The organism is Teichococcus aerofrigidensis (genome assembly GCF_054073225.1).
Map to the genome: position 1 here is coordinate 109,139 of NZ_JBSXMU010000001.1, position 20,860 is coordinate 129,998.

17 protein-coding genes are annotated in these 20,860 nt (G+C 71.5%); 8 read left to right on the plus strand and 9 right to left on the minus strand.

Going from position 1 to position 20,860, the window contains the following annotated elements:
• Position 1: 1 nt before the first annotated feature.
• Complete coding sequence (locus tag ACVMLK_RS00560) at positions 2-1,807, minus strand: ABC transporter ATP-binding protein (RefSeq protein WP_457485304.1); 1,806 nt, start codon at positions 1,805-1,807, stop codon at positions 2-4.
• A 131-nt stretch (positions 1,808-1,938) separates the two neighbouring features.
• Between ACVMLK_RS00560 and ACVMLK_RS00565 the strand changes: the two genes are divergently transcribed.
• Both ACVMLK_RS00565 and ACVMLK_RS00570 read left to right on the plus strand, forming a co-directional pair.
• A complete protein-coding gene (locus ACVMLK_RS00565; protein WP_457485305.1) occupies positions 1,939-2,997 on the plus strand; it encodes a glycosyltransferase family 4 protein in 1,059 nt (352 codons plus the stop codon).
• A gap of 202 nt (positions 2,998-3,199) precedes the next feature.
• Positions 3,200-4,246: an AbrB family transcriptional regulator gene (locus ACVMLK_RS00570; RefSeq protein ID WP_457485306.1), complete on the plus strand. Its 1,047-nt coding sequence runs from the start codon at positions 3,200-3,202 to the stop codon at positions 4,244-4,246.
• Between the two features lie 24 nt (positions 4,247-4,270).
• Here the strand turns inward: ACVMLK_RS00570 and ACVMLK_RS00575 are convergent, their stop codons facing one another.
• The 3 genes from ACVMLK_RS00575 to ACVMLK_RS00585 are packed head-to-tail and all read right to left on the minus strand — an operon-like array spanning position 4,271 to position 6,907.
• On the minus strand, positions 4,271-4,915 hold the full coding sequence (locus tag ACVMLK_RS00575) for a flavin reductase family protein (RefSeq protein WP_422923774.1): 645 nt from the start codon (positions 4,913-4,915) through the stop codon (positions 4,271-4,273).
• 33 nt (positions 4,916-4,948) lie between these two features.
• On the minus strand, positions 4,949-5,917 hold the full coding sequence (locus ACVMLK_RS00580) for a 2-hydroxyacid dehydrogenase (protein WP_457485307.1): 969 nt from the start codon (positions 5,915-5,917) through the stop codon (positions 4,949-4,951).
• Positions 5,918-5,923: 6 nt separating this feature from the next.
• Complete coding sequence (locus tag ACVMLK_RS00585; RefSeq protein ID WP_457485308.1) at positions 5,924-6,907, minus strand: 2-hydroxyacid dehydrogenase; 984 nt, start codon at positions 6,905-6,907, stop codon at positions 5,924-5,926.
• Between the two features lie 174 nt (positions 6,908-7,081).
• Here ACVMLK_RS00585 and ACVMLK_RS00590 point away from each other — a divergent pair, with 174 nt between their 5' ends.
• Together ACVMLK_RS00590 and ACVMLK_RS00595 are read left to right on the plus strand one after the other, a co-directional pair.
• Positions 7,082-7,870 (plus strand): SDR family oxidoreductase, encoded by a 789-nt coding sequence (locus tag ACVMLK_RS00590; protein ID WP_198367998.1) that lies wholly within the window; start codon positions 7,082-7,084, stop codon positions 7,868-7,870.
• The gene (locus ACVMLK_RS00595; protein ID WP_457485309.1) at positions 7,863-9,134 is read left to right on the plus strand and encodes a hydantoinase/carbamoylase family amidase; all 1,272 of its coding nucleotides are present in this window, start codon (positions 7,863-7,865) and stop codon (positions 9,132-9,134) included. Before ACVMLK_RS00590 ends, ACVMLK_RS00595 begins: the two co-directional genes overlap by 8 nt.
• A gap of 42 nt (positions 9,135-9,176) precedes the next feature.
• On the opposite strand, the gene ACVMLK_RS00600 is transcribed toward ACVMLK_RS00595, so the two are convergent.
• The gene (locus tag ACVMLK_RS00600) at positions 9,177-10,217 is read right to left on the minus strand and encodes an amino acid ABC transporter substrate-binding protein (RefSeq protein WP_457485310.1); all 1,041 of its coding nucleotides are present in this window, start codon (positions 10,215-10,217) and stop codon (positions 9,177-9,179) included.
• Between the two features lie 128 nt (positions 10,218-10,345).
• On the opposite strand from ACVMLK_RS00600, the gene ACVMLK_RS00605 reads away from it, so the two are divergent.
• Positions 10,346-10,867 (plus strand): YaiI/YqxD family protein, encoded by a 522-nt coding sequence (locus tag ACVMLK_RS00605; protein WP_457485311.1) that lies wholly within the window; start codon positions 10,346-10,348, stop codon positions 10,865-10,867.
• A gap of 7 nt (positions 10,868-10,874) precedes the next feature.
• Here ACVMLK_RS00605 and ACVMLK_RS00610 read toward each other — a convergent pair whose 3' ends face one another.
• The 3 genes from ACVMLK_RS00610 to ACVMLK_RS00620 form a co-directional block, all read right to left on the minus strand.
• Positions 10,875-11,855, minus strand: coding sequence for an aldo/keto reductase (locus tag ACVMLK_RS00610; protein WP_457485312.1), 981 nt, complete (start codon positions 11,853-11,855; stop codon positions 10,875-10,877).
• Positions 11,856-11,926: 71 nt separating this feature from the next.
• The gene (locus ACVMLK_RS00615) at positions 11,927-14,305 is read right to left on the minus strand and encodes a penicillin acylase family protein (RefSeq protein ID WP_457485313.1); all 2,379 of its coding nucleotides are present in this window, start codon (positions 14,303-14,305) and stop codon (positions 11,927-11,929) included.
• A 110-nt stretch (positions 14,306-14,415) separates the two neighbouring features.
• Positions 14,416-15,177, minus strand: a complete 762-nt coding sequence (locus ACVMLK_RS00620; RefSeq protein WP_198367992.1) for an IclR family transcriptional regulator — start codon at positions 15,175-15,177, stop codon at positions 14,416-14,418.
• Between the two features lie 150 nt (positions 15,178-15,327).
• On the opposite strand from ACVMLK_RS00620, the gene ACVMLK_RS00625 reads away from it, so the two are divergent.
• Positions 15,328-16,776, plus strand: coding sequence for an N-acyl-D-amino-acid deacylase family protein (locus ACVMLK_RS00625; protein WP_198367991.1), 1,449 nt, complete (start codon positions 15,328-15,330; stop codon positions 16,774-16,776).
• 27 nt (positions 16,777-16,803) lie between these two features.
• Here the strand turns inward: ACVMLK_RS00625 and ACVMLK_RS00630 are convergent, their stop codons facing one another.
• Positions 16,804-18,147, minus strand: coding sequence for an amidohydrolase family protein (locus ACVMLK_RS00630; RefSeq protein WP_457485314.1), 1,344 nt, complete (start codon positions 18,145-18,147; stop codon positions 16,804-16,806).
• Between the two features lie 137 nt (positions 18,148-18,284).
• Between ACVMLK_RS00630 and ACVMLK_RS00635 the strand changes: the two genes are divergently transcribed.
• Both ACVMLK_RS00635 and ACVMLK_RS00640 read left to right on the plus strand, forming a co-directional pair.
• Positions 18,285-19,664 (plus strand): class II 3-deoxy-7-phosphoheptulonate synthase, encoded by a 1,380-nt coding sequence (locus tag ACVMLK_RS00635; RefSeq protein WP_198367989.1) that lies wholly within the window; start codon positions 18,285-18,287, stop codon positions 19,662-19,664.
• Positions 19,665-19,674: 10 nt separating this feature from the next.
• Complete coding sequence (locus ACVMLK_RS00640; protein ID WP_370592079.1) at positions 19,675-20,856, plus strand: beta/alpha barrel domain-containing protein; 1,182 nt, start codon at positions 19,675-19,677, stop codon at positions 20,854-20,856.
• Positions 20,857-20,860 lie beyond the last annotated feature (4 nt).

The following is a 20,860-nucleotide window of genomic DNA, read 5'->3' on the forward strand; positions in this document are numbered from 1 at the left end:
CTCAGACCGCGGGCAGCTCCGGCAGGAGGCCGGCCTGCTGCCGCCGCAGCAATTCCTGATAGGGACCGGGCCGGCTGGCCAGCTCCTGGGGAGCGCCGTCCTGCTCGATCCTGCCGGCATTCATCACGATGATTCTGTCGAAATTTTGCAGGGTCGAGAGGCGGTGGGCGACGGCGATGACGGTCCGGCCCCGCATCAGCCGGTCCAGAGCCGCCTGGACGGCCCGCTCGGATTCGCTGTCCAGCGCGCTGGTCGCCTCGTCGAGCAGCAGGATCGGCGCGTCCTTCAGCAGCGCCCGGGCGATGGCCAGGCGCTGGCGCTGCCCGCCCGACAGCCGGACGCCGCGATTGCCGACCAGCGTGTCGAAGCCCTGCGGCAGCGCCTCGATGAAGCCGAGGCATTGCGCCGCCTCGGCCGCCTGCCGCACCGCCACCTCGTCCGCGCCAGGCCGGCCATAGCGGATGTTCTCCAGCACCGAGCGGTGGAACAGCGCCGTGTCCTGCGGCACCACCGCCAGGGCGGCGTGCAGGCTGTCCAGCGTCACACCGCGCAGATCCTGCCCGTCGATCATGACACGGCCCGCGGCCGGGTCGTGGAAGCGTTGCAGCAGGGCGAGCAGGGTGGACTTGCCCGCGCCCGAATAGCCCACCAGCCCGACGCGCTGACCGGCGGGGATGGCGAGGCTGAGCCCGTCCAGCACGGCGGGCCGCCCGGGATAGGCGAAGCGCACCGCCTCGAAGGCGACAGCGCCAGGGACAGCGCCAGGGAGGGCATCCGGGAGAGCGTGACGGCGCAGCGGCACCGCGTCCGGCCGCTCGGCCAGGGCATGCGGGATCAGCAGCGTCTCGGTGGCCTCGGCCAGCCGCGCCATCTGCTGGGTGAGATCGACCGCCGCCACGGCGATGTCGCGCGTGCCGTTGAGGATGGTCAGCGACAGGGTGGCGAGCAGCGCGACGTCGCCGATGCTGGCGCGGCCCTGCTGCCAGAGGGCGAGCGCGGCGGCGAGCACGGCGGCGGTCAGCAGGGCGGTGAGCAGCGCATGAACCAGCCGCAGCCTCTCCATGTTGTAGAGGCTGGCCCGGTGCGCGGCGATCTCGGCGCCGATGAAGCCGGTCAGGCGCGCCTTCTCCCGCCCCAGCGCGCCGAAGGCGCGCACGGTGCCGATGTTGCCCACGACATCCACGAGTTCCCCGTCCACCATGGCGCTGCGCGTGGCGAGGCGGCGGTGCAGCGGCATGCCACGCCGCGCCAGGCGGTACATCAGCGCGGCGATCAGCCCGGCCAGCAGCCCGAGGGCGAGGGCCAGGGGCGGATGGACCGTCGCGGTGAAGCCGATGGCGATGAGAATCGCGCCGAGCGGTGGAACCACGTTCCAGGCCAGGGTGTTCTCCACCGTGAAGGCGGCCTGGGCGGTGGCGGAGACGCGCGCCGCCAGGGCGCCGGGAAGCCGGTCGGCGAAGTAGCCGGGGTCCTGGCCGGCCAGATGGCCGAACAAGTCACGGCGGATATCGCCGCCGACGGCGGTGAAGCTGCGCGCGGCCGCCCAGCCGGCCAGGCGCCAGAGCAGGCTGTCGGCCAGGATCAGGGCGCAGAGGAACAGGAAGGCGGGCCAGATTCCATCCAGGGACCCGACGGGCCCGGCGGCCAGCCGGTCGATGAGGTGCTTGAGCCCATACTGCGTCGAAACCGCGCAGAGGATGGCGGCCAGGACCGTCCCGAACACCAGGGCATGTCCCGCCTTCCGGCGGGCCACATAGTCGAGGAGGAAGGCCGTGGCCGAGCGCCGCAGGGGTGGGATCGCAGTCAAGACAGCCCACTTTTCGCCATATTGGATTTGTAGTTTACCGGCTGAGTACAGGTAGTCTCCCGTTCGGTCAAGTCAAACGGCGCCTGTTTCAAGTAACGGTAGTCTCCGTGCTGAGAAAAAGGGATCGCTAGATGCGTATCGCTCAAATCGCGCCGCTGTTCGAGGCCGTTCCGCCCAAGTTGTACGGCGGCACCGAGCGGGTGGTGTCCTCGCTGACGGAAGAGTTGGTGGCCATGGGCCACGACGTCACCCTCTTCGCCAGCGGGGATTCCGTGACGGCGGCCAGGTTTGCCGCCATGCGCGGCGAGGCGCTGCGTCTCGACCCGACGGTGAAGGACTGGGTGGCGCATTACATGCGCATGGTCGAGCAGGTGGCGCAGCGCGCCGGCGAGTTCGACGTCATCCACTCCCATATCGACTACTTCCCGCTGGGCCTGCTCGACCGTCAGCGCACGCCCTTCCTGACGACGCTGCACGGCCGGCTCGATCTGCCCGAGTTCAAGATGATCTACGAGACCTACGGCCACACGCCCTATGTCTCCATCTCCGATCACCAGCGCCTGCCGATCCCCGATCTGAACTGGGTGCGCACCGTGCTGCACGGCATGCCGAAGGACCGGCTGACGCCGCAGCCGGTCGACCAGAGCTACTTCGCCTTTCTCGGCCGCGTCTCGCCGGAGAAGGGGCTGGACAAGGCCATCCGCATCGCCGCCCGCGCCGGGGTGACGCTGAAGGTCGCCGCCAAGATCGACAGCGCCGACCGCGCCTATTACGAGCGGGAGATCGCGCCGCTGCTGGGCCAGGGCCATGTCGAGTTCATCGGCGAGATCAGCGACTGCCAGAAGCCCGATTTCCTCTCCGGCGCCCATGCCCTGCTGTTCCCGATCGACTGGCCGGAGCCCTTCGGGCTGGTGATGATCGAGGCCATGGCCTGCGGCACGCCGGTCATCGCCATGCGTCGGGGCTCGGTGCCCGAGGTGATGGAGGACGGGCTGACCGGCTTCATCGTCGAGAACGAGGACGAGGCGGTGGCGGCGGTCGCCCGCATCCCCTCGCTGGACCGCGGCCAGGTGCGGGCCCGCTTCGAGCAGCGCTTCACCGCCCGCCGCATGGCCGAGGACTATGTCTCCGTCTATGAGGAGTTGATCGAGGCCAGCCGCAAGCCGAGGCTGCGCGCCATCGGCGCCTGAGCCGCCCCTCCAAGGGGGGAGGAGGGGGCCAGGCTTGACCGTCCGGTGTGCGGCGCAGCATACCGGGCGGCCCGACCTTCGGACGTTGGATGCCCTCATGACCCCTTGCCTGAGCCGCGTGTCCCGTGCCGCCTCGGCCCCGCGCTGAGGCGCCGTCCTCTTGAGACAGGGCGGTCTCCCCAGCCTTCGCGGTCTTCCCCTGGTGGGGCAGTGGGCCGTGCTGCTCCTGGTCTCGGTGCCGGTGGTGCTGATGCTGGAGCTGCTGGGGCTGCCGGCCGCGATGCTGCTGGGCTGCATGGGCGCCGCCATCCTGGTCGCCATGGGGGATACCGGGCTGCGCCTCGGCCCCTGGCCCTTCGCCCTGGCCCAGGGGGTGATCGGCTGCCTGATCGCCCGTGCCATCACGCCGGACATCCTGAGGGAGATCGCGGCCGACTGGCCGGTTTTCCTGCTGGGCGTGTTCTCGGCCATCGGCGCCAGCAGCTTCCTCGGCTGGCTCCTGGCGCGGCGGCAGGTCCTGCCGGGCACCGCCGCCGTCTGGGGTTCGGCGCCCGGCGCGGCCTCCGCCATGATGGTGATGGCGGAGGCGCATGGCGCCGATGTCCGCCTGGTGGCGGTGATGATCTATCTGCGGGTCGTGCTGGTCGCTCTGGCGGCCACCCTGGTGGCGCGGTTCTGGGCCCTGCCGGTGCCCGATGTGGCGGCGGTGCCCTGGTTCCCCGCGGTCGACCCGGCGGACCTCGCCGCCGTCCTGGCGGTCGGGCTGGGCAGCGCCGCGCTGGGGAAGGTGCTGCCGATTCCTGCCGGCCCGGTGCTGCTGCCGATGGCGCTGGCGGCGGCGCTGCAATCGGCCGGGATGCTGACCATCGTCCTGCCCCCCTGGCTGCTGGCGATCAGCTATGCCGCCATCGGCTGGAGCATCGGGCTGCGCTTCACGCGGCAGATCCTGCTGCATGTCGCGCGGGCCCTGCCGCGCATCGCAGCGTCCATGCTGGCGCTCATCGCCTTCTGCGGCGCCTTCGGCCTGCTGCTCAGCGCCGTCATGGGGATCGACCCGCTCACCGCCTATCTCGCCACCAGCCCGGGCGGACTGGATTCGGTGGCCATCATCGCCGCCGCCAGCGGCGCCGACCTCGCCTTCGTCATGGCGATGCAGACGGCCCGCTTTCTCATCGTCATGCTGGTCAGCCCGGCCATCGCGCGCTTCGTCGCCGCGCGCCTGCCGGCGGCGACGAAGCGCGGGCCCTGAGGGGCGGCGCGCCGGGGGGCGGCTTCAGCCCTTGCCGGCCTTCCTCTCCTGCCACTGGGCAAAGCTGACGCGCGGGATATCGATCCTGTCGGTGGTGCGGGCATACCAGCCACGGCCGTGCATGCGGCCCAGCAGCTCCAGCTTCGGCGTGTCGATATAGTACTTCTCGGGGTTGGAGACGCAGTCGTCCCGCACATGCAGCGCCCGCACCCGGCCGAGGATCAGCCGGTGATGGCCGACCGGGACGATCTGGAAGGTCTCGCATTCCATCGCCACGGGACTTTCGCCGATGCGCGGCGGCGCCACCCGCGTGCTCGGCACGGCGGTGAGGCCGACCTCGGCCAGCTCGTCCAGCTCGGGCGGGAAATCGGCGGCCGTCGCGCTCATCGCCTCGCCCATGGCCTCGTTCACCAGGCAGACCACGAACTGGCCGGTCGCCTCGATATTGCTCAGCGTATCCTTGGCCGCCGGCCCGTCGGGGCGCGGGCCGCAGGAGAAGCCGACCACCGGCGGATCGTCGCCGAAGGCGTTGAAGAAGGAGAAGGGGGCGGCGTTCACCACCCCGGCCTTGTCCTGGCTGACGACCCAGGCGATCGGGCGCGGTACCACGGTCGAGACCATGAGCTTGTAGGCCTCGCGGGTCGGGATCCTGTCGAAGTCGAAGAGCATGCGGGCGTCCTGTTCAGGGAGGGGAGGGGGCCGTCAGGCGGGGTGCAGCGGCGCCGCGCCGCGCCGCAGCACGGCGTCCAGATTGTCGAGGCAGCGGAAGCCCATGGCGTCGCGGGTCTCGATGGTGGCGCTGCCCAGATGCGGCAGCAGCACCAGGTTGGGCGTGGTGTGGTAGCCCTCGAAGATGTGCGGCTCGCCGGCGAAGACATCGAGCCCGGCGGCGCGCAGATGCCCCGCTTCCAGCGCGGCGCAGAGGGCGGCGTCATCGACGGTGGTGCCACGGCCGGTGTTCACCACGATGGCGCCGCGCTTCAGCCGTGTGATGCGTTCCGCGTTCAGCCAGTGCCGCGTCGCCGCGCCGCCCGGGATGTGCATCGACAGCACGTCGATGGCGCCGAGGAAGCCCTCGTCGCTGTCGTGATAGACCGCGCCCTGCTCCTCCTGCGGGGAGAGGCGCCTGCGGTTGCGGTAGTGCACCGCCATGCCGAAGCCGCGCGCCATCCGGGCCAGGGCCTGGCCGATGCGCCCCATGCCGAGGATGCCGAGCGTCTTGCCCTCCAGCGTCACGCCCATGAGCTGCGTCGGCGCCCAGCCCGTCCATTCCCGCGCGCGCAGCATCCGCTCCGCTTCGCCGCCGCGCCGGGCAGCGGTCAGGATCAGCAGCATGGCGATCTCGGCGGTGGCGACGCTCAGCACGTCCGGCGTGTTGGTGACATGGATGCCGCGCGCCTTCGCCGCCGCCAGGTCGATATGGTCGGTGCCGACACTGAAGGTGGCGATGATCCTGACGCTGTCCGGCAGCGCCTGGATGGTCTCGGCCGAAAGCGGGTCGCCGGCGGCGCAGAGGATGCCCTCCGCCGCGCCGTCACGCGCCGCGGCCAGGATGGCGGGGCCGTCCATCACCGTGTCGGCCGGATTGGGGATGGTGGTGTAGTCGCGCTGGGCACGGGCCTCGACGGCCTCCGGGAAGCGCCGGGTCAGAAGCAGGACGGGCTTGCTCATGCGGGGTCAGCTCCAGAGCGGGTCGATGGCGGGATGGTCGGCGAGCACGGCGGCGATGTTGTCGAGGCAGCGGAAACCCATGGCGTCCCGCGTCTCCACCGTGCCGCTGCCGATATGCGGCGCCAGCGCGACATTGGGCAGGTCGATGAAGCGCCGGTCGAAGCGCGGCTCGCCCTCGAAGACATCGAGCCCGGCGGCGGCGAGGCGGCCCTCGCGCAGCGCCTCGATCAGCGCCGCCTCCTCGATCAGCCCGCCACGCGCGGCATTCACCACGATGGCGCCGGGTGGCAGCAGGGCGAGGGTCTCCCGGTTCAGGAGATGCCGGGTCGAGGGGAGCAGCGGGCAGTGCAGCGAGACGAACTGGCTGCGGCGCAGCAGCTCGGCGAGGTCGGGCACGTGATGCGCCCCCTCCTCCAGCGCCGGGGGCAGGGGGGCGACGTCATGATAGAGCACGCGCAGGTCGAAGCCGCGCGCCCGCCGCGCCACGGCCCGGCCGATGCGCCCCATGCCGATGATGCCGAGCGTCTTGCCCCAGACGCGGGTGCCCAGGAAGTCGCCCATCGAGCGGGGGCCCCAGGCGTCCTGCCGCATCATCCGGTCGGCCTCGGGCAGGCGGCGGGCGGCGGCGAGCAGCAGGGAGAAGGCGAGGTCGGCGGTGCAGCCGGTCAGCACGTCGGGGGTGTTGGTGACGACGAGGCCGCGCGCCTTCGCCGCTGCCACGTCGACATGGTCGAAGCCGACCGAGCAGGTGGCGGCGACCCGCACGCTGTCGGGCAGGGCGGCGATATAGGCGGCGTCCAGCGCGAAGCCGGAGCTGAACAGCAGCGCCTCCGCGCCCCGGCCGGCGAGCAGCTCCAGCGACTCCTCCCGCCCAATGTCGCGATCGTCGAACAGCACGGCGTCGTATTCCGCGCGTGCCCTGGCGGCCACGGCGGGCGGCAGGCGGCGGACGCAGACCAGCCGGTGTCGCGGCATGGCGGTGGCTCCCATGGTCTCTCTTTCCTCCCGAGGCTTGTCGTCCAGCTTACCCGCCGGCCGGCATCTGGCCAGAGGCGTTGGGACGGGAGGGCGCGGGACCGGAGAGGATTGTAAACGAAGGGGAGTTGTCAGGTGGCGGCGAAGCGTCCAGGGTCCGGCGCGAAACACGCGATGAGGAGCGGGACCATGGATCTGGGTCTGCAGGGGCGGCGCGCCCTGGTGATGGGGGCCTCGAAGGGGCTGGGCCGGTCGATTGCCGACGCGCTGGCGGCGGAAGGCGTGGCGGTCGCCGTCTCGGGCCGCAGCCAGGAAAGCCTGGATCGCGTGGCCGCGGAGCTGATGGCGCTGGGCGCGCCGCAGGCCGTCGGCATTCCGGCCGATGTCGCCGAGGGCGCGCAGATGGACCGGCTGGCCGATGCGGCCGTGGCGGCGCTGGGCGGCGTCGATATCCTGGTGCTCAACCATGGCGGCCCGCCAACCTGCTCGGCGCTGGAGATGAAGCAGGAGGACCTCGTCACCTGGTTCCAGCGCATCGTCCTCTCGCCGATCCGCATCGCCAACCGGCTGCTCCCCGCCATGCGCGAGCGGAAGTGGGGCCGCATCCTGGCCGTGGGCTCGACCGGCATGGTGCAGCCGCTGCCGGGTCTCGCACTGTCCAACACGCTGCGCGCCGCCATCGTCGGCTGGAACAAGACGCTCTCGGCCGAGCTGGCCGGCGAGGGCATCACCTGCAACATCCTGGCCCCCGGCGCATTCGCCACGGACCGCACGCGCGAGACCCTGGCGGCGGCGGCGCAGAAGACGGGCAAGAGCATCGAGGCCCTGGTCGCCGAGCGTTCCGCCGCCATTCCCGTGGGACGCTACGGCGAGCCCCGGGAGTTCGGCCCGATGGGCGCCTTCCTGGCCTCGGACCGCGCCGCCTACACCACCGGCCGCGTCCATATCATCGACGGCGGAGCCGTGCGCTGTGTCTGAACGGCTGAACCTGGTGCCGGATGTCGGCCTCGCCGCGCGGCTCTTCGACGAGCTGCGCGAGCGGAGCTTCGACGGCATCGGCATCACCCGCGAGGCCTATGGCCCCGGCGAGCGCATGGCGCATGAGGTGCTGCGGCGCGAGGCCGGGGCCCTGGGGCTGGAGGTCTCGGCGGATCCGGTCGGCAACCTGCACATGACGCTGCCGGGCGCCGATCGCGCGGCGAAGCGCCTGCTGCTCGGCAGCCATATGGATTCCGTGCCGAATGGCGGCAATTTCGACGGCGCGGCGGGGGTGCTCTCGGCGCTCGCCGCCGTCGCCGGGCTGAAGCGGGGCGGCTTCCGGCCGGCGCGCGACATCACCGTGATCGCGCTGCGGGCGGAGGAGGCGGGGGCCTGGTTCCCGACCTCCTATCCCGGCAGCCGTGGCGCGCTTGGGCGGCTGAAGGCGGCCGAGCTCGAGCTGAAGCGCCAGGACAGCGGCCGCAGCCTGGCCGAGCACATGCGTGAGGAAGGCTTCGATCCCGGCTTCGCCGCGCGCGGCGAGGCGGTGATCACGCCCGAGAACACCGCCGCCTTCCTGGAGCTGCATATCGAGCAGGGCCCGGTGCTGGAGGGCGAGGGCGTGCCGCTCGGCATCGTCACCGGCATTCCGGGCAGCCGGCGGCTGCGCCAGGGCCGTGTGCTGGGCGAGTACAACCATTCGGGCGCCACGCCCCGCCGCTACCGCCGCGACGCCGCCATCGCGCTGGCCGAGCTGGCCGTGGCGCTGGACGACCGCTGGGCCGCGCTGGAGACGGAGGGCCACCGGCTGGTCTGCACCTTCTGCACCCTGGCCACCACCGCCGAGGCGGGCTTCACCAAGATCCCCGGCGAGGCGACCTTCATGCTGGATGTGCGCAGCGTGAACCCGGCCAGTGTCGATGCCATCTTCGACGAGCTGGCCCGGCAGGTGACGGCGATCGCGGCGCGGCGCGGCGTGCGCTTCGAGCTTGGCCCCGAGACCGGCTCCGTGGCGGCGCCGATGGATGCGGATCTGCGCGCCGCCCTGGCCCGGGCGGCCGGCGCAGCGGGGGTGGCGAGCCTGGAGATGGCCTCGGGCGCCGGACATGACGCGGCCGCTTTCGCCGCGGCCGGCATTCCGGCGGCCATGCTGTTCGTCCGCAACCAGAACGGCAGCCACAATCCGCACGAGGCGATGCGGATGGAGGACTTCTCCGCCGCCTGCGGGGTGATGACGGAGTGGCTGCGCGAGGCCGCGGCCTGAGACGGGCCGGGGGGCGGCGGTGGCCGCCCTCCGGCGCCGGCTTCAGCGGATGGGCGGCGCGTACATCAGCCCTCCCTTGTTCCAGAGCGCGTTGAGCCCGCGCTCCAGCCCGAGCGGCGAATCCTGGCCGAGGTGCCGCTCGAAGATCTCGCCGTAATTCCCGACGGCCTTGATGGCGTGGTAGGCCCAGCGCCGGTCCAGCCCCATGGCCGGCCCGTGATCCCCCGCCACGCCGAGCAGGCGCCGCACCTCCGGGTTCTGGCTGTCCAGCATGGCATCCACATTGGCGCGGGTGATGCCGTGCTCCTCGGCCAGGATGAGGGCGAAGACGGTCCAGCGGACGATGTCGTACCACTGCCCGTCGCCCTTGCGCACCGCCGGGGTCAGTGGCTCCTTCGAGATGATGTCGGGCAGGATGACGTGCTCGTCGCGCGGCAGGCTGGTGATGAAGCCGGCGAGCTGGCTCGCATCCAGCGTATAGGCGTCGCAACGGCTGTTGGTGTAGGCGGAGCGGGTGTCGGTGGGGTTCTCGAAGACCACGGGGTTGACGCGCACCCCGTTGGTGCGTGCCCAGTCGGCCAGGTTCAGCTCGTTGGTCGAGCCGGCGCTGACGCAGATCGAGGCGCCGTCCAGTTCCACGGCGCGCTTCACGCCGCTGCGCTTCGGCACGATGAAGCCCTGGCCGTCATAGAAGGTCACGGGGCCGAATTGCAGCCCGGCGCTGATCTCCCGCGCATGGGTCCAGGTGAAGGTACGGGCGACGAGGTCCACCTGCCCCGATTGCAGGGCGGTGACGCGGGTCGCGCTGGTCAGCACCGTCCAGCGGATGCGGGCGTCGGGGCCGAGGACGGCCGCGGCGACGGCGCGGCAGATGTCGGGGTCCAGCCCCTGCTGCTCTCCCCGGCTGTCCGGCACGCCGAAGCCTTGCGAACCCTGGTTGGCGCTGCAATCCAGCAGCCCCTTGGCCCGCACGGCGGCCAGGGTTGATCCGGCGGGGGCAGGCTGTGCCTGGATCGGGGGAGCCAGCGCCATGGTGGCGAGGAGAGGCAGCGCCGCGAGGGCAGGCAGACGCAGTCGGAACATGAGGGCATCCCTGATGGAGAGCCCGTGTGGGTGGCGTCGGTTGATGAAGGCCAAGCAATGATCGGGCCAGATACACCCCGGATCCGCCCGCTTGGCCCGCGGCGGCTCCTCGTCTATGCCTGCGGGTCATGAATGCGGATCGGGAAGGCCCGGAGATCTGGGTGGACGGCGACGCCTGCCCGGTCCGGGAGGAAGTCTTTCGCGTGGCCGGGCGGCTCGGCCGCGTGGTGCACGTCGTCTCCAACGGCTCGCGCGGCATCCGCCTGCCGGACGTGCCCTGGGTGCGTCGGGTCATCGTGGCCGAAGGGGCCGATGCGGCGGACGACTGGATCGCGGAGCATATTGCCGCCCAGGATGTCTGCGTCACCGCCGACATTCCGCTGGCCTCGCGCTGCCTGGCGCGGCAGGCGCGCGCGCTCGCCCCGAACGGCCGCGTCTGGACACGCGACAACATCGGCAGCGCCCTGGCGGGGCGGGAGGTGGCGCGCCACCTGCGCGAGATCGGCGCCGCCACGCGCGGGCCCGCGCCGATGGCCGGATCGGACCGCTCGCGCTTTCTCGCCGCCCTGGAGACCGAGGTGCAGGCGGCGATCCGCGAGGCCGCCGCGCCGCCGATCACCCTTTGGCGCCCCCTGACGGACTGGGACTAGGCCATCCTCAGCCCGGCGTGGGTGCATCCTCCGGCAGCAGCCCCTTGGCCTTCAGCGCCGCCCAGAAGGCGGAGGGAATGCGGGCCCGCATCAGCGCCGCGTTCTGCCGCACGCGGTCCGGGTGCTTGGCGCCGGGGATGACCGCCGCCACCACCGGATGCGCGGCGCAGAACTGCAAGGCCGCGGCCCGCAGATCGACGCCAAGCTCCTGGCAGACGGCGGCGATGCGGTTGCGCGCCTCGACCTCTGCCGGCGCGGCCTCGACATAGTTGAAGGTGGTGCCGCCGGCGAGCAGCCCGGAATTGTAGGGCCCGCCGACGACGATATGGGCGCCGCGCCCGGCGCAGAGCGGGAAGAGCTCGTCAAGCCCGGCCAGGTCGATGAGGCTGTAGCGCCCGGCCAGCAGGAAGACGTCGGGGTCGGACTCCTTCAGCGCGCGGATGCAGGGCTCGGTGAGGTTGACGCCCATCCCCCAGGCCTTGATGAGTCCCTCCTCGCGCATGCGGATCAGTTCCCTGAAGGCTCCTTCGCGCGCGGTGGCGAAAGCCTCCTCCCAGGCATCGCCCAGATGGTCGGCGGCCAGGTCATGGACGTAGACGATGTCGATCCGCCCGATGCCCATGCGCTGCAGGCTGTCCTCCACCGAGCGGCGGGCGCCGGCGGCGGAGTAGTCCTGCACGCGGCGGAAGGCCATGGCGGAGCGGAAGGGATGCGCGATCTCGCCCTCGACGTCCGGCACCAGAAGGCGCCCCACCTTGGTCGAGAGCACATACTCGTCCCGCGGGCGCTGCCGCAGCATCTGCCCGAAGCGGAACTCGGACAGGCCGGCGCCGTAATGCGGCGCGGTGTCGTAGTAGCGGATGCCGCTGTCCCAGGCCGCCTCCAGCGTGGCCTGGGCGGTGGCCTCGTCCACCTTGTCGAACATGTCGCCCAGCGGGGCGCCGCCGAAGCCGAGCGGGCCCGGGGGTGCGAAGCGTGTCGTGGCCATGGGGTGACTCCTCTGCGGGACTTCCTGCGGTGCAGACACCCAGGCCGGCCCCCGGGTTGCGTCGCGGAGCGTCAGTCCGGACCGGCCGGCTCCAGGTGAATGCAGCGCATCACCATGTGGTCCACCGCCTCGCGCGTATAAAGCAGGGGCACGTACTCCCCGCGCGCCCAGTGCGGCGCCAGGTCGGCGTAATGCGGCGAGGCCGGGTCGCCCGACTGGCCGGGCGCGTTGATGCAGAGGCTGTTGTCCCAGGCGCCGACATCCATCACCAGCCGCACCGAGGCGCCGTAGTTGCAGCGGAAGTCGGAGGCCCGGTAGCCGGTGTGCATCGGCGTCTGCGCGCTGCCGCCGACGGGGTAGGGGCCGACATCGAGCCCGGCGAGGGAGCCCGCCCTCTCGCTGGCCAGCCCGGTCAGGGCATGGCTGAAATAGCCATGGTGGAGCCGCCCCCATTGCCACGTCTCCGGCGAGAGGCCCATGCGGCTCTCGCAATCGCGGAAGGCGGCGATCAGGCATTCGGCCAGCAGCGCGTCCCGCGCCCGGGCGGGATCGGGGCCGAAACGGTCATCGGGCTGCTCCAGCGCGCGCAGCAGGCTCTCCATGTCCTGCGGCACCAGCAGGGGGTGCAGCGACTCGTCCGGGACCAGCGCGGCCAGCAGGCGCGGCTTCAGGTGCCGGGTCAGCAGGACCTCGAAGAGCGCGGCGGCGGGGCTGTCGGCGTCCAGCCGGTGATCCCAGTCCTCCAGCAGGGTCTGCGCCGCCCAGAGCTCCGGCGCCCCGCCGCGGGGCAGCGAGAGCAGCTGGGCGCAGAGGCGGCGGGCCGGCAGCGAGGTCACGTCGGTCTGCAGCGCCGCCGAATCCTCCAGCGTCAGCAGCGGGCCGCGCGTCAGCGCCTCGCGGATGCGCCGGGCACGGGAGGCCTCGGTCCATTCATAGCCATAGGTCTTCTCGGCATGCGGCCAGTGCGGCGGCAGGTTCTGCTCATTGGCGCTGTGCACGAAGCCCTCCAGCGGATCGACGCGCCAGGGGTGCTCCGCCGGGTCGAGCAGGCCGGACCATTCGTAGCGGCCATCGCCCGGCACCGGCAGCAGCCCGTCCCAGTTCGGCCGCTGCGGCGCGTAGCCGGCCGGCGACCAGGCGATGGTGCCGCCGGTATCGGCGTAGACCATGTTCACCGAGGGCGTGCCCCAGCGACGCAGCGCGGCGCGGAACTCCTCGAGGCTGCGCGACCGCATGGCGGTGAGGCTGGCGAGATAGGGGGCCGAGCCGGGCAGGGACCAGACGCTGCGGATGGCGACCGCGCGCCGCGCCGCGCGGTCCTCGGCGATGACGGGCCCGTGCCGGGTGAAGCGGAGGGACAACTCCTGGTCGGGATGATGCTTCACGGCGAAGCGCTCGCGCAGCACCGTCATCGCCTCCTGGCCGTCGCCGTAGCGGTAGAGGTCAGGGTCCTCCGCCGCGGTCTCGTAGACGTAGACATCCTCCTGGTCGGCGCCGTGGATGGTCAGGGCGAAGGCGGCCGTGCCGTTATGGCCGATCGAGATGCCGGGCACCGCCGGCTCGCCGGCGCCGATGGCGTTGAAGCCCGGGCTCTCCAGATGAACGATGTAGCGCAGCGAGGGCGCGGCATGGGCGCGGTGCGGGTCGGAGGCCAGGATCGGCCGGCCGCTCTCGGTGCGGCTGCCATGGATCGCCCAGTTGTTGGAGCCCTCCATCTCGGCGCCCTGCACGACCTCGCCGAGATCGGTGATGCCGGTCCAGCGGCGCCACGCCTCGAGCGGCGCCGCCAGCCGCTCCGGGGAGAAGGTGACGGCGGCGGTGGCGAGCCTGAACTGCGTCAGCACCTCGGTGCCGAGGGCAGAGAGGTCGAGGCCCTCGGCGCGGACCGGCTCGCGCATCGGCTCGAGATCCTTGCGCAGCAGGTCGGTCGCCAGGTCGGCGCGCGACAGCACGATGGCGCGCAGCACCTCGGAGATCGCGTTGCGCGTCAGGCTGTGGCTGCGGATGCGCACGACATCCTCCGCCGCCCAGCGCGCCGGCCGCGTGCCCATGGCGACGAACTCGACGGGCAGGCGGTGCGGCTCGGCCTCGGTCAGCGCCACATAGGCGTTGATGCCGGCGGCGAAGGCCTCGCAGATGGCGCGGGCATCGGGAGCATAGGCGGTGAACTCCGCCTCCATGTCGCCGCGATAGAGAAAGAGGCGCGCGGCGCGGTCCTGCGCCAGGTAGCCGGGACCGAAATCCGCGGCGAGCAGCCCGAGGCCGCGCTTGCGCCAGAGGTCGATCTGCCAGAGCCGGTCGCGCGCCGCGTTGAAGCCCTGCAGCATGAAGAGGTCATGCTCGTTCTCGGCGCGCAGATGCGCGACGCCCCAGCGGTCGATATGGATGGAGGCCGGCTGCCGCAATCCTTCCAGCGCGATGGTCTCGTCCTGGCTGGCGGAATCGATCATGCTCCGGCACGTCCCTCACTGGTCGCGGAAGCCGGGGAGGCTAGAAGCCGTGGGCGCCGCGCGCAATCCACGCCGGCACAGATCGGCCGGGGTGGTATCGCATCGCGATGTCAGCGCAGGCCGCTCAGCGCGCGGGCGGCCTCGACCGCCAGCGGCGCGAAGCGGGGAACGAAGCGCGCCGCCGGCCATTCCGCGAGCGAACCGGCGAGGTGTATGGCGCCCACCGGCCGGCCGGCATGGTCGACGATCGCGGCGCCGACGACGATCTCGCCGATGAGCATCTCCTCCAGCACGATGGCGAAGCCCTCGCGCCGGGCCTGGTCTATGCGCGCCATGATGATATCGGGGTCGAGGATGGTCTTGGGCGTATGCGGGCGCAACGTGGTGCGCTGCAACAAGGATGCCACCGCGTCGCGCGGCAGCTGCGCCAGGCAGGCACGGCCCCCGGTGGTGCTGAAACTCGGCAGGCGACGGCCGACCAGCGTGGCATAGAAGGTCTCGCGCTTGCTCTGCCGCCGCAGCGCATAGACGATGGTGTCGTCATCGAACAGGCTCAGATCCACCCGTTCGCCGGTGTTGCGCTGCAACTCGTTGATCACCGGGCTGGCGCGCTCGATCAGCGGGCGGCTGCGCAGGAAATCGAAGCCACGGTCCAGGATCCGGCGGCCGGGCGTGTAGCCGCGGCCATTGGCACCGCGCTCCAGGTAGCCGAGCTTGAGCAGGGTGTGCGCCATGCGCTGCGCCGAGCTGCGGTCGATGCCGGAGAGATGCGCCAGCTCGTTCAGGCTGAGTTCCCCCGGCTGGCGCCCGAAGGCCTCCAGCAAGGCCAGCCCCTTCTGCAGCGATTGCACGAACAGCCGGTCCTCCGCCATGGCGCAGCCTCCTCCTGGCAGGGTCTTGAGGCTGGCGCGGGCCGGGCGCAAGGCCGGAGCATGGCAAATCCGCCGGCGGCGGCTGGATCGGAGGGCCGGGACGGGGCATGATCCCTGTCCTCTCCCCTGCACCGGTGAAGGATTGCCCGCATGGCGCTCCGCTGCGACCTCATCATCCGCGACGCGACGATCTTCGATGGCACGGGCGGCCCGCGACGGCTCGGCGATGTCGGCGTCAGCGGGGACCGCATCGTGGGCGTCGGCGACCTCGGCGGCGCCAGCGCCGATCGCGAGGTGATCGCCACCGGCAAGGCCATCGCGCCCGGCTTCATCGATGCGCACACGCATGACGACCGCGCCGTGCTCTGCGGGCCGCAATGCATGCTCTGCAAGGTCAGCCAGGGGGTGACCACCGTCGTCGTCGGCAATTGCGGCATCAGCCTCTCGCCGGCGCGCATGAGCCGGCGCCCGCCGCCGCCGCTCGACCTGCTGGGCGACGAGAGCTGGTGGACCTTCGACAGCTTCGGCGACTATGCCCGGACCCTGAAGAGTCAGGGCTGCGAGGTGAACACCTATGCCCTGATCGGCCATCAGACGCTGCGCATGGAGGCGATGGGCGGCGATGTCTACCGCCCGGCCAAGGATGCCGAGATCCTGCGCATGCAGACGCGGCTGAAGCAGGCGCTGGCCGAGGGCGGCTCCGGCTTCTCGACCGGCCTCTACTACCCGCCGAACGCCCAGGCCACGACCGAGGAGGTGATCGCGGTCGGCGAGGCGCTGCGCGCCTCGGGTGGCATGTACGTCACGCACATGCGCGACGAGGCCGACAAGGTCTGCGCCTCGATCGAGGAGACGCTGAAGATCGGCCGCCGGATCGGCGTACCGGTGCATATCAGCCACCACAAGTGCTCGATGCCGGAGAATTACGGCCGCAGCACCCAGACGCTGGCGCTGATCGGCGCGGCTGCGGCGATGCAGGAGGTGGCCTTCGACGTCTATCCCTATCCCGCCGGCTCCACCGTGCTGATGCCGGAGAAGGTGCGCGACGAAACCCGTGTCATCATCACCTGGTCGGTGCCCTATCCGGAGATGGCGGGGCGTGACCTCTCGGAGATCGCGCGGGGCTGGAACACCGATCTGCGTGCCGCCGCCGAGCGGCTGACGCCCGCCGGCGCCGTCACCTTCCAGATGGACGAGGAGGATGTGCGCCGCATCATGCGCCATCCGCTCTCGATGATCGGCTCGGACGGGCTGCCGCATGACGAGAAGCCGCATCCGCGCCTCTGGGGCACCTTCCCGCGCGTGCTCGGCCTCTACACCCGCCAGCTCGGCCTGTTCGACATGGAGACGGCGATCCACAAGATGACCGGTCGGGCGGCGCAGGTCTTCGGCATGGTGGACCGCGGCGAACTGCGCGAGGGCGCCTATGCCGATCTGGTGCTCTTCGACCCGGCGACGGTGATGGACAATGCCACCTTCGAGAATCCGGTGCAGATGAGCGTCGGCATCGAGGAGGTCTGGACCAATGGCGTGGCGACCTTCGCCAGGGGCCGGGAGACAGGGGAGAAGCCGGGGCGGGTGGTGACGCGCGGGCGCTGAGCCACCGGCTCCGGGCCCGCCGCGTCCTCAGGCAAGGGGGCCCGCCACTTCCTGCCCGCCCTGCCACACCGCGCGAATGCGGCGCGTCGCGCGGATATCCCGCGTCGGGTCGGCGGCCAGCACCACCAGATCCGCCCGCAGGCCGGGCCGCAGGGCGCCGCGATCCTCCAGCCCGAGCAGGGCCGCCGCCTCCTGGGTGGCGATGCGCAGAGCCTGGGCCGGCGTCAGTCCCGCCTCGACCATCAGTTCGAGTTCGCGGTGCTCGGCGAAGCCCTGGACCCGCAGCGGCGTCGCGCCGGAATCGGTGCCGTAGCCGATGCGGATGCCGGCCTCGTGCAGAAGCTTCAGGTTGCGCTGGTTCATCCGCACCGCGGCCCGGCGCGGGCCGGCCTTCTCCAGCTGGCTCCGCCGCCAGTCGGGGTCCTGCAGGCGGGCCATCAGAGCGGGATTGGCGGCGGCGCGGAAGAAGGGATCCTCCAGCAGCTCCGGCCGATCGGCGTAGATGTATTCGGCCTCGTCGATCTGGATGGTCGGAATGTACCATGTGCCCTGACGGCGCATCGCCTCGATCAGCGGCGGGTCGGCCTCGCGGTCGCGGATGCCGTGGCCCAGGATATCGACGCCGTTCTCGACCGCCAGCCGCGCCTGCGACAGGTCGTGGATATGCGCCACCACCTTGAGCCCGCGCGCATGGGCGGCGGTGACGGCGGCGCGCACCATCTCGGGCGGCATCTGCGGCAGGGTGCCGCCCAGACCGTCCACCCAGATCTTGATGAGATCCACACCCTGCTCCGCCATGGCATCGACGGCGCGGCGCATCGCCTCCACGCTGTCCGGCCGCGCCACCTGGTCCTCCGACAGCTGCATCGGCCCGGAGGGCGGGGCACCGTCGGGGACACCGATGCCGGGCCCGGCGCCCAGGAAGCGGGCGCCCGGCAGGCGTCCCTCCCGGCTCTCCTGCCGCAGCGCATGGAAGGGCGGCGGGTTGAGCCCGAGGGCGGCGACGTTGGTGACGCCGAAATTGCGGTACAGCTCCAGCTGGGCCTGCACGTTCTCCCGCGTGTAGAAGCGCCGGCCCGAGGCCCCGCCGGCCGTGTGGCCGATGTGGATGTGATCCGCCGTCATGCCGGGGAGCAGGCAATGCCCTGTGAGGTCGACGCGCCGCGAGCCCTCGGGAGGCGCCTCGCGGCCGATGGCGCGGATCAGCCCGTCCTGGATGAGGACGGTCGCCGGCTCCCCCAGGCGCTCGCCATCGAAAGGCCGCGCGCCCGTCAGGGCGGTGGGCGGCATGGGCTGGGACCGCGCGGGGCGGGACGAGGCCAGGCACAGCCCCGTCAATGCCAGCATGGAGGCGCGTCGGCTCAGATGCATGGGAGTTGCCTTCCTGTTGAATGAACCGCGGTTCATAATAGCCGGCAGGACGCTGGGTTGCGGATGGGGCGTAGCCCGGCGGGGCAGGCTCGGTCTATTCTGGCCGGCCAGAAACTCTAGTGAGGACGCTCAGTGTCATGACGGTGCGCGGGTGGCAGCCCGGAAGCTGGCGGGAGATGCCGATCCGGCAGGTCCCGGACTATCCGGACCAGGCCAGGTTGAATGCCATGGAATCCCGTCTGGCGAGCTTTCCCCCTCTGGTTTTTGCCGGTGAGGCCCGCAGGCTGCAGCAGTCCCTGGCCCTGGCCGGGCAGGGGCGGGCCTTCGTGCTGCAGGGCGGCGATTGCGCCGAGAGCTTCAACGATTTCCGCGCCAATACCATCCGCGACACCTTCCGCGTGCTGCTGCAGATGGCTGTGGTGCTGACCTTCGGCGGCTCGCTGCCGGTGGTGAAGCTCGGGCGCATGGCCGGCCAGTTCGCCAAGCCGCGCTCCTCGGACACCGAGACGGTCGATGGCGTGACGCTGCCCTCCTATCGGGGCGACATCATCAACGGGCCGGAATTCACCGCCGAGGCGCGGGTGCCCGATCCGGGGCGGATGGAATTCGCCTATATGCAGTCGGCCGGCACGCTGAACCTGCTGCGTGCCTTCGCGACGGGCGGCTACGCCGACCTGCACGAGGTGCACCGCTGGAACCTCGGCTTCGTCGCCCGCTCGCCGCTGGCCGAGCGCTACCAGGACCTTGCCGCCCGCATCGACGAGACGCTGCGCTTCATGGGCGCCTGCGGCATGTCGAACGCGCCGCAGGTGCGCGAGACGGAGTTCTATACCAGCCATGAGGCGCTGCTGCTGCCCTATGAGCAGGCGCTGACCCGGGTCGATTCCACCAGTGGCGACTGGTATGCCTGCTCCGCCCACTTCCTCTGGATCGGCGACCGCACGCGGCAGCCGGACGGCGCGCATGTCGAGTTCCTGCGCGGCGTGCGCAACCCGCTCGGCCTGAAGGTGGGCCCGACCACCGACGCGGCGGAGCTGGTGCGCCTGACCGAGATCCTGAACCCCGAGAACCGCCCCGGCCGGCTGACGCTGATCAGCCGCATGGGGGCGCAGAAGGTGATGGAGAAGCTGCCGCCGCTGCTGCGCGCGGTGAAGCGGGCCGGGCGCGAGGTGGTCTGGATCTGCGACCCGATGCACGGCAACACCCACACCGCCGGCGGCTACAAGACCCGCTCCTTCGACGCCATCCTGGCGGAGCTGCGCGGCTTCTTCGACGCGCACCAGGCCGAGGGCACCTGGGCCGGCGGCGTGCATGTCGAGATGACCGGCAGCGAGGTCACCGAATGCGTCGGTGGCGCGCACCGGCTGACCGAGGCCGACCTCTCCGCCAACTACGCCACCTTCTGCGACCCCCGCCTCAATGCCGAGCAGGCGCTGGAGCTGGCCTTCCTGGTCGCCGAGGAGCTGAAGGCGCGGCGGCCGGAGGGGGTGGCCTTCCCCTCCATCGCGGCGCAGTGAGCGAGGCCTCATGACCAAGCCCCCCGGGGCCGGGCCGTTGCACGGCTCGATGACGTCGGATGAGGCCATCGCCGGCCTCACCGACGCCTATTTCAACCGCACCAAGGCCATCGTCGCCCGCTTCGGCGATGCCCGCGTCACCTATGCCGTCTTCATGCGCCGGCCGGTGGTCTCGGCGCCGCGGCTGATGGTCGAATGGCTGGAGCGCGTGGCGGCGGCGCGCGGCATCGAGATCGGCATCGAGCTGATGCATAAGGAAGGTGAGTGGATCGGCGCTGGCGATCCGATCCTCTACCTGACCGGCTCCCTGGTGCAGCTGGGTGACCTCGAGACGCTCTACCTGCAGAAGCTCGGCCCGCCCTGCGTCGCGGCGCACAACGCCTATCAGATGTGCCTGGAACTGCCCGGCGCCGCCTTCCTGGCCATGGAGGCCCGGCACTGCGCCGGGGCCGAGATGCAGGAGATGATGGCCTATGCCGCCTCAGTCGGCAGCCGCGCGGCGCAGCGGGAGGGGGCCAAGGGCTTCATCGGCAATGCCAATGACGCCACGGCGCACTGGTTCGGTCAGGGGCGGGGCTATGGCACCATGCCGCATGCCCTGATCGGCTATGCCCGCAGCACCGTGCGCGCCGCCGAGATGTTCCACGAGACCTTCCCCGACGAGCCGCTCACCGTGCTGGTCGACTATTTCGGCCGCGAGGTGACCGACACGCTGGCGCTCTGCCAGCGCTTTCCGGATCTGGCGGCGGAGGGGCGGCTCTCGGTGCGGATCGACACCCATGGCGGCCGCTTCCTCGAAGGGCTGGACCCGGCGGCCTCCTACGCGGTGCTGGAGCGGCACGCGCCCGGCGCCATCCGCCGCTACCGCTCGGAGACCGAGCTGCGCCACCTGGTCGGCACCGGCGTCTCGGCGGCGGCGATCTGGCGCATGCGCGAGGCCTTGGACGAGGCGGGCTTCCCCCGCGTGCGGATCGTCGCCTCCTCCGGCTTCGGCGTCGGCAAGTGCCGGGTGATGCAGCAGGCCCGGGCGCCGATCGACGTGGTCGGCACCGGCAGCTTCATCCCCGATACCTGGAGCGAGACCTACGCCACCGCCGATATCGTCGCCTATGACGGCGTGGCGCGGGTCAAGCTGGGGCGCGAGTTCCTGCTGCACCGCCATGGGGAGCGGCAGCGGAACTCGGGAGGCTGAGGCC

Excerpts from the sequence above, each read along its gene's own strand:
- ACVMLK_RS00640 (WP_370592079.1), top strand. The coding sequence starts at position 19,675 with ATGACCAAGCCCCCCGGGGCCGGGCCGTTGCACGGCTCGATGACGTCG.
- ACVMLK_RS00575 (WP_422923774.1), bottom strand. The coding sequence starts at position 4,915 with ATGCTCTTCGACTTCGACAGGATCCCGACCCGCGAGGCCTACAAGCTC.
- ACVMLK_RS00610 (WP_457485312.1), bottom strand. The coding sequence starts at position 11,855 with ATGGCCACGACACGCTTCGCACCCCCGGGCCCGCTCGGCTTCGGCGGC.
- ACVMLK_RS00635 (WP_198367989.1), top strand. The coding sequence starts at position 18,285 with ATGACGGTGCGCGGGTGGCAGCCCGGAAGCTGGCGGGAGATGCCGATC.
- ACVMLK_RS00620 (WP_198367992.1), bottom strand. The coding sequence starts at position 15,177 with ATGGCGGAGGACCGGCTGTTCGTGCAATCGCTGCAGAAGGGGCTGGCC.
- ACVMLK_RS00605 (WP_457485311.1), top strand. The coding sequence starts at position 10,346 with ATGAATGCGGATCGGGAAGGCCCGGAGATCTGGGTGGACGGCGACGCC.
- ACVMLK_RS00630 (WP_457485314.1), bottom strand. The coding sequence starts at position 18,147 with ATGCATCTGAGCCGACGCGCCTCCATGCTGGCATTGACGGGGCTGTGC.
- ACVMLK_RS00585 (WP_457485308.1), bottom strand. The coding sequence starts at position 6,907 with ATGGGAGCCACCGCCATGCCGCGACACCGGCTGGTCTGCGTCCGCCGC.
- ACVMLK_RS00565 (WP_457485305.1), top strand. The coding sequence starts at position 1,939 with ATGCGTATCGCTCAAATCGCGCCGCTGTTCGAGGCCGTTCCGCCCAAG.
- ACVMLK_RS00580 (WP_457485307.1), bottom strand. The coding sequence starts at position 5,917 with ATGAGCAAGCCCGTCCTGCTTCTGACCCGGCGCTTCCCGGAGGCCGTC.
- ACVMLK_RS00625 (WP_198367991.1), top strand. The coding sequence starts at position 15,328 with ATGGCGCTCCGCTGCGACCTCATCATCCGCGACGCGACGATCTTCGAT.
- ACVMLK_RS00615 (WP_457485313.1), bottom strand. The coding sequence starts at position 14,305 with ATGATCGATTCCGCCAGCCAGGACGAGACCATCGCGCTGGAAGGATTG.
- ACVMLK_RS00590 (WP_198367998.1), top strand. The coding sequence starts at position 7,082 with ATGGATCTGGGTCTGCAGGGGCGGCGCGCCCTGGTGATGGGGGCCTCG.
- ACVMLK_RS00600 (WP_457485310.1), bottom strand. The coding sequence starts at position 10,217 with ATGTTCCGACTGCGTCTGCCTGCCCTCGCGGCGCTGCCTCTCCTCGCC.